The organism is Bradyrhizobium sp. BLXBL-01 (assembly GCF_051853025.1).
Lineage (GTDB): Bacteria > Pseudomonadota > Alphaproteobacteria > Rhizobiales > Xanthobacteraceae > Bradyrhizobium.
On record NZ_CP182471.1, the window covers coordinates 3,889,304 to 3,902,128 of the forward strand.

Annotated in this window: 7 protein-coding genes; 6 read left to right on the forward strand and 1 reads right to left on the reverse strand. The window is 64.5% G+C overall.

All coding sequences use genetic code 11. From position 1 onward, the window contains the following. Window positions 1-14: 14 nt before the first annotated feature. Window positions 15-788 carry a helix-turn-helix transcriptional regulator gene (locus ACNJYA_RS18075; RefSeq protein WP_439367217.1) on the forward strand — a complete coding sequence of 258 codons (774 nt, stop codon included), beginning with the start codon at window positions 15-17 and terminating at the stop codon, window positions 786-788. 153 nt (window positions 789-941) lie between these two features. Then, window positions 942-4,091: a GAF domain-containing protein gene (locus tag ACNJYA_RS18080; protein ID WP_439367219.1), complete on the forward strand. Its 3,150-nt coding sequence runs from the start codon at window positions 942-944 to the stop codon at window positions 4,089-4,091. Window positions 4,092-4,137: 46 nt separating this feature from the next. Here the strand turns inward: ACNJYA_RS18080 and ACNJYA_RS18085 are convergent, their stop codons facing one another. After that, window positions 4,138-5,457: a hypothetical protein gene (locus ACNJYA_RS18085; RefSeq protein WP_246571232.1), complete on the reverse strand. Its 1,320-nt coding sequence runs from the start codon at window positions 5,455-5,457 to the stop codon at window positions 4,138-4,140. 728 nt (window positions 5,458-6,185) lie between these two features. On the opposite strand from ACNJYA_RS18085, the gene ACNJYA_RS18090 reads away from it, so the two are divergent. The 4 genes from ACNJYA_RS18090 (at window position 6,186) to ACNJYA_RS18105 (ending at window position 12,690) form a co-directional block, all read left to right on the forward strand. After that, window positions 6,186-6,908 (forward strand): outer membrane protein, encoded by a 723-nt coding sequence (locus ACNJYA_RS18090; RefSeq protein WP_172783568.1) that lies wholly within the window; start codon window positions 6,186-6,188, stop codon window positions 6,906-6,908. A 474-nt stretch (window positions 6,909-7,382) separates the two neighbouring features. Continuing rightward, window positions 7,383-10,886 carry a DNA polymerase III subunit alpha gene (dnaE, locus tag ACNJYA_RS18095; RefSeq protein ID WP_212257237.1) on the forward strand — a complete coding sequence of 1,168 codons (3,504 nt, stop codon included), beginning with the start codon at window positions 7,383-7,385 and terminating at the stop codon, window positions 10,884-10,886. 96 nt (window positions 10,887-10,982) lie between these two features. Next, window positions 10,983-11,522, forward strand: a complete 540-nt coding sequence (locus tag ACNJYA_RS18100; RefSeq protein WP_439367222.1) for a DUF2846 domain-containing protein — start codon at window positions 10,983-10,985, stop codon at window positions 11,520-11,522. A gap of 397 nt (window positions 11,523-11,919) precedes the next feature. After that, entirely contained in the window at window positions 11,920-12,690 is a 771-nt protein-coding gene (locus ACNJYA_RS18105; protein WP_212257235.1) for a carbonic anhydrase, read from the forward strand. Window positions 12,691-12,825 lie beyond the last annotated feature (135 nt).

The window sequence follows — 12,825 nt, forward strand, 5'->3', positions numbered from 1 at the left end:
CACGGAGCACGTCCATGGCCGACCCCCGCCGCGTCGAATTCGGCGACTTCCTGAGGTCCCGTCGCGAAAAGCTGTCGCCGAAAACGGTCGGGCTGCCCGCGGGTAGCCGGCGTCGCACCGCGGGGCTGCGCCGCGAGGAGGTCGCGCAGCTCGCCGGCATCGGCGTCGACTGGTACATCCGCCTCGAACAGGGCCGCACGGTGAGCCCGTCCGTCACCACCGTGGATGCGCTGGCCCGGGCCCTCCGTCTCAGCAAGGCCGAGCACGCGCACCTCAAGGCGCTGGCGCGCGAGCGCGCAAGAAGCCCGTTCACGCGCGAAATCGTGCCACCGCCCATTCGGCGGATGATCGAGAGCCTGCACCAGCCGGCCTACATCACCGGCCGGCGCTGGGACGTGCTGGCCTGGAACGATGCGGCCGAAGAGATCTTCGGCTTCGGGCGATTGCCGGAGCAGGATCGCAACACGCTGCTCCTGATGATGACCAACAAGCAGGCGCGAAAATCCTACGGCGCCGGTTGGGAGAACGTCGCCAAGGCCATGGTGGCGATGTTTCGCGCCAATCACGACGTCTGGGCCGGCGATCCCGCCTTCACGGAGCTGCTGACGCGACTGCGCGAGGGCAGTCCGGAATTCGTCGAATGGTGGGAGGCACACGACATCCGCAGCACCATCTCGGGGCGCAAGACCATGAACCATCCGACCAAGGGCGTGCTGCACTTCGAGCACACCAGCTTCCAGGCCAACGACGATCCCGCGTTGAAGCTCGTGATCTATACGCCGGTGTAAGCCGGTCGTTGTTGAAGCGACTTGATCATCACTCGCCTTGGCAGCAGGCGTCTTGATGCCTAGCCGCCCCCGCGCCGGGAACCTAAGGCTCCCCCTACGGTTACTGTTTCATCGGTGTGCAGGTGGAGCGAGGGACGTGTTCGGGGTTGACCGATGACGACAGCGACCGGGAGACGCTCGGCCGATCGCAACGCCGTCCTTGCCACCCTCGGCGATCTTATTCGAGAGATCGGCAACCCTGACGATCTCGCCTATGCGGCGGCGGAGCTGCTGGGCCGCAGCCTCAATGTCAGCCGGGCAGGTTACGGCACCGTCGATACCTCAGCCGAGACCATCACCATCGCGCGCGACTGGAATGCGCCTGGGATCTCGAGCCTGGCCGGCGTGCTGCGATTTCGCGACTACGGCAGTTATATCGAGGACTTGAAACGGGGGGAGACGGTCATCTGCGCCGATGCCGAAAAGGACCCTCGCGTCGGCGACCGCGCCCGAGCTCTCGAGGCAATCTCGGCCCGCGCATTGGTCAACATGCCAATCTCCGAGCCCGACGGGGTTGTTGCGCTGCTGTACCTCAACAATGCCACACCGCGCGAATGGAGCCCCGCGGAGCTGGAGCTCATCCGCGAGGTTGCCGAACGCACCCGCACCGCCGTCGAACGTCGCCGTGCCGAGAGCGCGGTGCGCGAGAACGAAGCGCGGCTCCTCTTTCTGGACGCTCTCAACAAGGAAACGGCCAAGACGCGCGATGCGGACGGCGTCATGGCGGTGACGACGAGAATGGTCGGTGAGTATCTCGGCGTCTCCAACTGCGCCTATGCCGACATGGATCCTGATCAGGACGGCTTCACCATCCGCGGGGACTGGGCCGCCCCCGGTGCGACGCACATATTGGGGCACTACAGCCTTGCCGACTTCGGCGAAAAGGCGGTGCGAGAGCTGGGCGCCGGCCGGCCCCTCATCATCAACGACAATCTGAAGGAGATCGCCCCCAACGAAGCCGCCACTTTCCAGCGTATTGGGATAGGTTCGACGATCTGCATGCCCTTGGTGAAGGAAGGGCGACTTACCGCCTTGATGGCCATTCATCATCGCGGGCCGCATCTTTGGACGGCGCGCGAACTTGCCTTGCTTACCGAGGTGACGGAGCGATCATGGGCGCATATCGAGCGCGTCCGATCGGAGCAGGCGGCGCGCGAAGCAGCCGAGCGGCTGGTCCTCGCCAACAAGGCTGCCGGAATCGGCACCTGGGACTACGATCCGGTCAACGATATTCTTCGATGGGATAGCCGCTGCAAGGAGGTGTTCGGTCTCTCACCGGATGCCGAGGTCAGCTATGAGGGCTCATTCCTGAAGGGCATCCATCCCGACGATAAGCAGCGCACCCATGAGGCCGTCTCGGCCGCGTTACAGCCCCATTCTCCGAGAAGTTACAACATCGAATACCGGACCGTCGGCATCGAGGATGGCCTCGAGCGCTGGATCGCCGCAACGGGTCATACGATCTTTTCCGATGGCCAGGCTACCCGATTTATCGGGACCGTGCTGGATATCTCCGCGCAAAAGAAGACCGAACGTCATCTGAGGATCCTCAACGACACGGGAGCATCCGTTGCCCGCGAACGCGATCTCGACAGGATCGTCCAGATCGTGACGGATGCCGGCGTCGAGCTGACGGGCGCGCAGTTCGGAGCCTTCTTTTATAACGTCGTGGCCGCGGACGGCGGCAGCTACATGCTGTATTCGCTGTCCGGCGTGCCGCGATCCGCTTTCGAAAACTTCCCAATGCCACGCAACACCGCCGTGTTCGAGCCGACCTTCAAGGGCACGGGCGTGGTGAGGTCGGACGACATCCTGCAAGATCCGCGCTATGGCAAGAATGCGCCGGGGAAAGGCATGCCCGAGGGCCATCTTCCGGTCCGGTCCTACCTGGCAGTTCCGGTGATCTCGCGAAGCGGCGAAGTGCTCGGTGGGCTTTTCTTCGGTCATGCGGAGGTCGGTCGATTCCACAAAGAGCATGAGGCCGCATTGCTCGGCATTGCCGGCCACGCCGCGACGGCAATCGACAACGCCCGGCTGCTGACCAGGCTCGAAGCGCTCAATGCCGAACTCGAGCAACGTGTCTCCGACGAGATCGCCGAGCGCATGAAAGCCGAGGAGCAATTGCGGCAATCGCAGAAGATGGAAGCCGTCGGGCAATTGACCGGAGGGATCGCCCACGACTTCAACAACATGCTGGCCGTGATCCTCGGCAGCCTGAATCTCGCCAAACGGCGGCTCGGCAAGGGAGAGCCCAACATTGACCGCTTCCTTGAGAGCGCCATGGATGGTGCAAACCGTGCCGCGACGTTGACGCAAAGATTGTTGGCGTTCTCGCGACAGCAGCCTCTTGCGCCTGAGGTCATGGACATCAACAGGATGGTCGGTGAGATGAGTGAGCTGCTCGAGCGCTCGCTCGGCGAGCTCGTCCGTCTCGAGACGGTCCTGGCGGCTGACCTATGGCGCGTCAAGGCAGACCCTGCCCAGCTCGAAAGCGCTCTCATCAATCTGGCAGTCAATGCACGCGATGCCATGCCGAAGGGTGGCAGGCTGACGATCGAAACGGCCAATGCCTCGATAGATCGAAAATATGCCCGTGAATACGCGCTGCAGCCGGGGCAGTACGTTCTCATTGCGGTGACGGACAATGGCACGGGCATTGCGGCGGACGTGCTGGGAAAGGTCTTCGATCCGTTCTTCACGACCAAGGTCGTGGGCAAGGGGACTGGACTTGGCCTCAGCCAGGTCTACGGCTTCGTGCGGCAGTCGGGCGGCCATGTCAAAATCTATTCGGAGGTGGACGTCGGCACGACCGTGAAGATCTATCTTCCACGCTTCGCGGGCGAGGAGACTATCACAACGCCGTCTCAAGGGGTGCCACATCCCGGTGCAAGCCTGCAGAGCGAGACCATCCTCGTCGTCGAGGACGACGAGCGGGTCCGCAGCATCTCATCCGAAAGCCTGCGCGAGCTTGGCTACACCGTTGTCGAGGCCGCGAACGCCAGGGAGGCGATCGGGAAAATCGAAAGCGGTTTCATTCCAGATCTGCTGTTCACCGATGTTGTCATGCCAGATATGACCGGTGCCGAACTCGCGGCCGAACTGTCAAGACGATACCCGGACCTGAAAGTGCTGTTCACGACCGGCTACACGCGCAACGCGATCGTCCATAATGGCGTGCTCGATGCCGGCAAGCATTTGCTGTCCAAGCCCTTTGCGATCGAAGACTTGGCCGCCAAGGTCCGCTACCTGCTCGACGAAGGTTGAATGATGTTACGAGTTGAATCGCCCCGGGGCGATGGCCGACGGCCTTTCAAGGCGCCAGAGCGCGCGGAGAGTTTGTGCTGACGGCCGGTTGAGGCGCAGGCGTCCACGGGCTCTCGGGCCAAGGAGCTGCCTGCCAGGGAGCCGCTTGCCCAGGCGTCGTCGGCCAGGAGCTTGTCGGGCCCGTCGTCGGCAACGCGCAGGATGCCTTGAGCCGGGCCCACTGTGACGGCAGGCCCGCCAGGTCGAGCTCGAACCTCGTGATGTCCGTCTTGTCGTCCGCTATCGGCGTGGTTTCGCGGACCTGCAGGGAGCGGGAGGCCATTATTGCCTTGACCATGTCGGCGTCGATATTGCCGCGCCAGACCTCGTACTTGCCGGTCCGTAGCGGAGATCCTCCGGCCGCCTTGTCCTTGGCGGCATCCGCCGTGATCAGGATCGTGCTCTTGCCGGCGGCCGTTTCGTCGACCTCGGCCGCAAACGTCAGCGGCGCGCCCTTGCTGCTTTCGCAAGACAGGCGCAGCTCCATCGTTCGGAACGTGGCGGCGCTCTCCTTCTTTGCGGTCGCGATCTTGCGGACGAACGGCCGGGCCTCTTTCTCCAGCGTCCAGTTCGTTTCGGCAAGCGATCGCGTGTCGATGCCGAAACCGTAGAGCTCGGATCGCGTCAGCACGTGCAGGCTTTCGAACTTTACCGTCCGGATGAGCGAATCGAGATCGCGGCTAATTCCCATCGCTGCGATGAACGCGGCGCGATCACGATCGGCCGCCAACAGCCGGCGGCGCCTGTATTCCGCGACGGCCGCCGGATCGGGCCGTCCGTCAAAGGCGAGCACCAGCCTCGAATTATGCACCGCCATTGCGGCATCGGGGGCGACCTCGCGCGACGTCGCACCGAGAAACACGTATCCGCAGGCCGAGTTGCACATGGCACGGTACGTGGTGAGCTCGGCCTCGACCTCGCCGTTTGCGTTCTTGAGCTTCAGGCACGCGGCGTCCACCTGCGTGCCCGCAGCGCAGGCGGTCGCGATCGTCCGGCCGACCCTGGCAATCGCCTTGCGGCTGCGTAGCAACCGCCCGATCGCATAGGACTGCTCGACGTTGCCGCCGGGCGAATGCAGGTAGATCGGACGCTGCAGGTCTTTGACCGCGGCGAGGAAGCGGCGAATGCGCAGCGCAGCCTCCCGATCGATCTCGCCTTCGATGGCGATCCAGCGATCGCAGCCCGGGCCGCATGCATCGGGTGGCCCCTTGGCGAGATAGATCGTCAGCCTGGAGGCAAATCCGGCTTTCTCGGTCGGCGCTGCTTCGGCACGCAAAGTGCCCGGGAGCAAGAGCGAGGCCAGGAGGAGCAGGATACGGGCGAGCATGGCAGGATCGACTGCGCGAAGGACAGCTGGACGGACGCTATACGATGACTGGCGCGGTCACAACTTGCGGCCGCCTGCGCCGTGCGCATTCATTTCGGACAGACATCCGGCAAATGTGTGCGAGACGTTCCGGCGCCTCGCGGTTCGCACGTCGCCGCGGCGAACTCGATCATCCGCCGCTCGCCGCAGCGCGGCCCGGGCGGCGGTGCAGATCGGATTGCGCGGATTAAAAGTTTGCGCGCGCGCAGCTCCGCTTGGCGGGAGCATGCCGTGAGGGCGAGCAGGAGTGCGGCGCGGCGAGCGCAGCGCGCCGGATCTCGAACCTGCAATTGCTCAGTCTCGGCCATTCATCGCCGTGAGACAGAAGGAATGATCCTTGCCGAACGTGCACGAGCGAACTCGCGATTGGTGCGAGTGCGAATGTGATGAATGCGAGCGAAAATATGGCGACAATGGGATGAGTAACTCCACCGCGATTTTCGACTCTCCCATCACGCGAATGTGCGCGCGACGATGTTACGCCCGCATGCAGTTGATCTCGTCTCTCGACGTTGGAACTGCTGAAAACCCCTTGTTTCAAAGGGTTTCGCGCACCTGCGATTAACATTCGTTAATGAGCAGCGTCCTTTGGATTGCACTGTGGCGTCGCGGTTACAGCAATTCCGTCGATCGCTGTTATGACCACGCCACGGCCCGGGGGCCTCTGAAGAAACTGGAACGGGAATCAAATGAAGAAGAAGTTGTTGCTCGCCGCTGTCAGCCTTGTCGCGCTCAGCGCGGCTGCGCCGGCGCTGGCTGCCGATCTCGCGGCACGGCCCTACACCAAGGCGCCGCCGGCGGCGATCGCTGCTGTTTACGACTGGAGCGGCTTCTACATCGGTATCAACGGAGGCGGTGGTTCGTCGCACGCGACCTGGGACTTCGTTGGTCTCGGTCGTGAAGGTTCGCACGACGCGACCGGCGCCACGGTCGGTGGCCAAGTCGGCTATCGCTGGCAGTCTGGACAGTTCGTGTTCGGCCTGGAAGGCCAGGGCAACTGGGCTGACTTCTCGGGCGACAACGTCAGCGCGCTGTTTGCCACCCGCAACCGCACCAAGATCGACGCGTTCGGTCTGATCACTGGCCAGGTCGGCTATGCCTGGAACAACGTGCTGCTCTACGTGAAGGGTGGTGCGGCTGTGGTCAGCGACAAGTACGAGATCTACGGCCTCGGTGGTCCGCTGCTGGCGTCGACCAGCGACACCCGTTGGGGCGGCACTGTCGGTGCCGGCCTCGAGTACGGCTTTGCGCCGAACTGGTCGGTTGGCGTCGAGTACAACCACATCTTCCTGGCCGACAAGGACGTCACCTTCGCCGGCTTTGCCGGTACGGAGCGCATCCGTCAGGACGTCGACATGGGCCTCGTCCGCCTGAACTACAAGTTCGGCGGCCCGATGTTGGGTCGCTACTAAAACCGACCCGCTCCACGCGAGCGGCCGACGAAAGCCCCGGCCTCGGCCGGGGCTTTTTTATTGCGTGAATTCAGCGAGTTAACCATCGCGCTGCGACATCTCGGGTTAGGCTTGACTCCTGAGAACGAAATGAGAACAATGTTCTTCATACGTTCTAGCGAGGGAGCGAGACCATGTTCAGGATTTTCGTGGAAGAGGCGGCTGCGCTGGCGTCCATCACGCTGTTCGTCGGGATGATCGCGATCTGGGCCCAGGTCATCCCGCAGCTTTGAGCATCCCGCAGCTTTGTCCCCGCAGCTCCGGGGCAGGCCCGGTTGGGGAAAAGCGGGACGACGCGGCGAAGCGGCCGCTCCGGCGTGGACTCTGGCGGCGCGAGACCCCACCATTGCGATGCCGAGTCGGCAGCGCGAGTGCATGATGCCTTGAGGAGCCGGCGACCGCCCCATCTCATCTGCAAGAGGCCGTCACGCGACCATGCCGAGCGCCGGATTTGTCCACCTTCACGTTCACTCGGCCTATTCGCTGCTCAAGGGCTCGATCAAGATCGCCAAGCTCGCCGAGCTTGCCAAGAAGGACCACCAGCCGGCGCTGGCGCTGACCGACACCGACAATCTGTTCGGCGCGCTGGAGTTCTCCGACAAGATGGCGGGCTCCGGCATCCAGCCGATCGTCGGCTGCGAACTGGCCATCGATTTCGGCGATCAGGATCCCAACGCGCGCAACGCGATGGGGCCGTCGCGCGTGGTGCTGCTGGCCGCGCAGGAGCGCGGCTATCGCAGCCTGATGCGGCTGAACTCGCGCGCGTTCCTGGAATCGCCGGACAGCCATGCTCCGTTCGTCAAGCTCGACTGGCTCGAGGACGAGACCGAGGGCCTGATCGCGCTGACGGGCGGGCCGGACGGCCCGATCTCGCTGGCGCTCGCCGGTGGCATGGCCGAGCTCGCCGGCGTGCGGTGCGAGCGTCTCGCTGCTCTGTTCGGCGACCGCCTCTACATCGAATTGCAGCGCCACAACGCCGAGAAGGAACGGCGCGTCGAAGGCGGCTTGATCGACATCGCCTACGCCAAGGGGCTGCCGCTGGTTGCAACCAACGAGCCGTATTTCGCGACCACCGACGATTACGAAGCGCATGATGCGCTGCTCTGCATTGCCGGTGGCCGGCTGATCGCCGAGACCGACCGCATGCAGCTGACGCCGGATCATCGCTTCAAGACGCGCGCCGAGATGGCGGTGCTGTTCGCCGACATTCCGGAGGCGCTGGCCTCGACGGTGGAGATCGCCGAGCGCTGCTCGTTCCGGCCGATGACGCGCAAGCCAATCCTGCCGTTCTTCACCGTGGGTGCGGCGCAGAGCTCGGATGCCGCCGCAGTCGAGGCCGCCGAATTGAAGCGCCAGGCGGAGGAGGGGCTGGCCAAGCGCCTGAGCGTCCACGGCCTGTCGCAGGGCACGACGGAGGAGACCTACGCCAAGCGGCTCGCCTTCGAGCTCGACGTCATCACCCGCATGAAATACGCGGGCTACTTCCTGATCGTGTCCGACTTCATCAAATGGGCGAAGAGCCAAGGCATTCCGGTCGGGCCGGGCCGCGGCTCCGGCGCGGGCTCGCTGGTGGCGTGGGCGCTCACCATCACCGACCTCGATCCGATCAGGTTCGGCCTGCTGTTCGAGCGCTTCCTCAATCCGGAACGCGTCTCGATGCCGGACTTCGACATCGACTTCTGCCAGGACCGCCGCGGCGAGGTGATCAGTTACGTGCAGCAGCGCTACGGCCGCGATCAGGTCGCGCAGATCATCACCTTCGGTACGCTGCAGGCGCGCGGCGTGCTGCGCGACGTCGGCCGCGTGCTGCAGATGCCCTATGGCCAGGTCGACAAGCTGACCAAACTGGTGCCGCAGAATCCGGCGGCGCCGGTGACGCTGGCCGCCGCGATCGAGAGCGAGCCCAAGCTGCAGGCGTTCCGCGACGAAGACCCGGTGGTGGCGCGCGCCTTCGACATCGCCCAGCGTCTCGAAGGCCTGACCCGCCACGCCTCGACCCACGCGGCCGGCATCGTGATCGGCGATCGTCCTCTGAGCGAGCTCGTGCCGCTCTACCGCGATCCCAAATCCGACATGCCTGTGACCCAGTTCAACATGAAGTGGGTCGAGCCCGCGGGGCTCGTGAAGTTCGACTTCCTCGGCCTGAAGACGCTCACCGTGCTCGACGTCGCCTGCAAGCTGCTGAAGCCGCGCGGCATCGATGTCGATCTCGCCACGCTGCCGATCGACGATGCCGAGAGCTACCAGATGCTGGCGCGCGGCGACGTGGTCGGCGTGTTCCAGGTTGAAAGCCAGGGCATGCGGCGGGCGCTGATCGACATGCGGCCGGACCGTTTCGAGGACATCATCGCGCTGGTCGCGCTGTATCGGCCGGGCCCGATGGCGAACATCCCGACCTATTGCGCGCGCAAGCACGGCGACGAGGAGCCGGAATATCTGCACCCCGTGCTGGAGCCGATCCTGAAGGAGACCTTCGGCGTCATCATCTACCAGGAGCAGGTGATGCAGATCGCGCAGGTGATGTCGGGCTATTCGCTCGGCGATGCCGACCTGCTGCGCCGCGCTATGGGCAAGAAGATCCGCGCCGAGATGGACAAGCAGCGCGACATCTTCGTTGCGGGCGCGGTTAAGAATGGCGTGCCGAAGGGGCAGGCCGAGACCATCTTCGAGCTGCTCGCAAAATTCGCCGACTACGGCTTCAACAAGAGCCACGCGGCGGCCTATGCACTGGTGTCCTACCACACCGCCTACATGAAGGCGCATTATCCGGTGGAGTTCATCGCAGCGTCCATGACGCTCGATCTGAACAACACCGACAAGCTCTCCGAATTTCGCTCCGAGGCGCAGCGCCTCGGCATCAAGGTCGAGCCGCCGAACATCAACCGCTCGGGCGCGACCTTCGAGGTCGGCGAGAACACGATCTACTACGCGCTCGCCGCGCTCAAGGGCGTCGGCATCCAGGCGATCGAGCAGATCATCGCGGAGCGCACCCGAGGCGGCCTGTTCACCTCGCTCGCCGATTTCGCCGCGCGCGTCTCGCCGCGCGCGATCAACAAGCGCATCATCGAAAGCCTCGCCGCTGCCGGCGCCTTCGACACGCTGGAGCCGAACCGGGCGCGCGTCTTTGCCGGTGCGGACGCGATCCTCGCCGCCTGCCAGCGGGCGCATGAAGCTGCGACCATCGGCCAGAACGACATGTTCGGCATGTCGGCGGATGCGCCGACCATCATGCTGCCGCAGGTCGAGCCGTGGCTGCCGGCCGAGCGGCTGCGCCGCGAATACGACGCGATCGGCTTCTTCCTGTCGGGACATCCGCTCGACGATTACGCGACCGTGCTGAAGCGGCTGCGGGTGCAGAGCTGGGCCGAGTTCTCACGCGCGGTGAAGACCGGCGCCACCGCCGGCAAGGTCGCCGCGACCGTTGTCTCGCGCATGGAGCGGCGCACCAAGACCGGCAACAAGATGGGCATCATGGGCCTGTCCGATCCCACCGGCCATTTCGAGGCGGTGCTGTTCTCGGAAGGCCTCGCGCAATATCGCGACGTGCTGGAGCCCGGCGCGGCCGTGCTGCTGCAGTTAGGCGCCGAGCTCCAGGGCGAGGACGTCCGCGCCCGCGTGCTGCATGCCGAGCCGCTCGATGACGCCGCGGCCAAGACGCAGAAGGGCCTGCGCATCTTCCTGCGCGACACCAAACCGCTGGACTCGATCGCCAAGCGTCTCGCCGGGCCCGATATGGCGGCTACCAACGGCGGCGCGCCGAAGGTCGGCAGTCCCGGCATCGCACCGCGCGGAAGCGGCGACGGGGAGGTCTCGCTGGTGATGATGCTCGACCTCGAGACCGAGGTGGAGATGAAGCTGCCCGGGCGCTTCAAGGTCTCGCCGCAGATCGCCGGCGCGATCAAGGCGGTCGCGGGCGTGGTGGACGTGCAACAGCTTTAGCTTCTCCGCCGCGCGTTCCGGTTTTTACAAAGTAGTCGTACTGCATCGGTTGCAACCCAGCGCTGATTCCGACTAGCATGTGCCCCGGGGAATGGAATGGGGCGTGTGATGCTGCGACAGGGTGCGTTGTTGTTGGCCGTTTGTGCCATGCTGACGGGGTGCGTCAGCAATCAGGTCGGAACGGACTTTGCGTCGGTGTCTAAGAAGGTCGGTCCTCCGCGCGCGGGGCACGCGCGTGTGGTGTTCCTGCAGGACAAGAGGAACGGCCTGAGCATGGCTATTTGCGCCTGCGAGGTGAAACTCGACGGTGCTCCGCTCGGAAAAATCGTGGCTGGGAAATATGCCTATGCCGACCGGCCTGCCGGACGTCACGACGTGCTGGTCACTGAACTGATGTTTCCGGGCGAGACCAAGCGCGAGATCGTCATGGAGGCAGGCCGGACGCATTTCTACCTGATCAAGAGCAGCGCCAGGCACGATGCCGCCATGGGTGGCGCCGTGCTCGGCGGTTTGGCCGGACTTGCGGTCGTGTCCGTCGCGACGGCGGGCGAGGCTAATCTCGGGCCGGGCGAGATCGTTGCTCTGGATGAGGCAACCGCGCGCACGAAACTCGCGGAGCTGGAAGCCGTCGAGTAGGGCGCGCGGTACGATGACGTGCCTCTGATCGCGCCGGGCACGGGGCTTGTGGACGCGGGGCAGCTCTGGAGCGCGAAGAGATCTTGACGAAGCATCGCCGTGATCTGGATCGTTGCTTGAGCACGATCTGCGCGTGAATGCGTGCCGCATTCGTCGAGAAAAGGAATTGTCGCAATTTTTTCGGATCACTCTTTGGCGGGCTGATCTCGAATGCCTGCAGGCGGACGCAGGTCGGTGCAATCGTCGGGCGCACGATGGGCCACGCGTTTCGGCTTGCAGCATAGCACGCGGTGCAGCAATCATCGATTGCATCAATTAACATTAGTTATTTCTTCATTTCGGCGCACCGATCTTCGCGATACGCTTCATTCGTCCACTGACCCCGAGGAGATGTCACATGTGCGACAAGTGCTCTGCCTCTCTGCATCACAAACCTCTGCCTCAAGACATCGCGCCGTCGCGGCGATCGGCGATGCTGTTTGGCGCCGCCGCGTTCGGCATGGCTTTCGCGGGTGGAGCTTTCGCCAGTGGCGCCTTGGCCAAGGACGCCAAGCAGCCGCCGAAGCCGCAGAATGTGCTGTCGCCCGACGCGTCGCTGAAGCGGCTGATGGAGGGCAATGGGCGCTACGTCGCCGGCGTGTCGCGGCGCCACGATTTCAAGCACGAGCGCGAGGCGCTGGCCGGCGGGCAGAACCCGTTCGCGGCCGTGCTGAGCTGCGCCGACTCGCGCATCGCGCCGGAATACGCTTTCGACACGGGTCGCGGCGACCTGTTCGTCTGTCGCGTCGCCGGAAACTTTGCCGGCACCGAGACCATCGCAAGCATGGAATATGCGGTGGCGGTGCTGAACACGCCGCTGATCCTCGTGCTCGGCCATGATGCCTGCGGCGCGGTGGATGCGACGCTGAAGGCGATCAAGGACAATACGTCGCCGCCGGGGCACATTCCCTCGCTGGTCGATGCGATCGCGCCCGCCGCAAAGGCGGCGATGCAGCAGGGCGGGGACGTGCTCAACAAGGCGATCCGGCAGAACGTGGTCGACAACATCGCCAAGCTGAAGACGGCCGCGCCCATCCTCAATGCCGCCGTGGAGCAGGGCAAGGTGAAGGTCGTCGGCGGCATCTACCGGCTAACGACGGGCACGGTCGATCTGATCGCCCAGGGCTGAACGGGCCGGGGAGCCTCGCGCCGCAGTGCGGTCGCGAGGCTTGCGCCCGACGTGCAGGTTCGACGTGGAGTTGACTTGGGTGGCGGCGCCATGCCACCGCCCCAATCCGGGCATCTCGTTCAAGTGCCATTCAGC